Source organism: Streptomyces sp. AC627_RSS907 (assembly GCF_019049165.1).
Map to the genome: position 1 here is coordinate 1 of NZ_JAGMUE010001157.1, position 617 is coordinate 617.

At 76.3% G+C, this 617-nt stretch carries 1 protein-coding gene; it reads right to left on the reverse strand.

Translation table 11 applies throughout. From position 1 onward, the window contains the following. Window positions 1–162: 162 nt before the first annotated feature. The coding region (locus tag KUM32_RS40810) for a glycosyl hydrolase-related protein (RefSeq protein ID WP_254406782.1) at window positions 163–617 on the reverse strand (455 nt) is incomplete at its 5' end.

A 617-nucleotide genomic window follows, 5' to 3' on the forward strand; every position in this document is an offset into this window, starting at 1 on the left:
GGCCTCGGCCTGTCCATCAGCCGCGCCCTGCTGGCCGCGGGCGGGTCCACGATCGCGTACGCCCCGAACAAGCCACGCGGCCTGCGGGTGACCATCGCCGTGCCGCGCACGGCGCCCCAGGGGTGAGTACGGGGCGACGGGGCGCCGTGCGCGGGGCGCGACTCAGCCGCGTGGGGTCAGCCGCAGGGTCAGGATCTGGAACGGGCGCAGGGTCAGCTCCAGCGCGCCCTCGGGCGAGAACGCGCGCTTCGGGGCGTCGGCCAACGGACGCTCCAGCAGGTCGGTCTCGACCACCTCAGCGACCGGTACGGAGGCGGTCAGCGTCGTGCTGGCCCGGCCGCCGCCGGACTCGTACAGCCGCACCACGATGTCCCCGCCGCGGTCCTCCGCGAGCTTGACCGCCTCCACGATCACCTGGTCGCCGGCGACGGAGACCAGCGGTTCGACGGCCCGGCCGCCGGTGACGGTGCGCTCGGGGAGGTTGATCCGGTGCCCCTCGCGCACCGCGTCGGCCACGGTCGCGCCGGGCGCGAGGGCGTACCGCAGCCGGTGGTGGCCGTGGTCGGTCTCCGGGTCGGGGTAGCGCGGGGCACGGAGCAGCGAGAGCCGCACCGTGG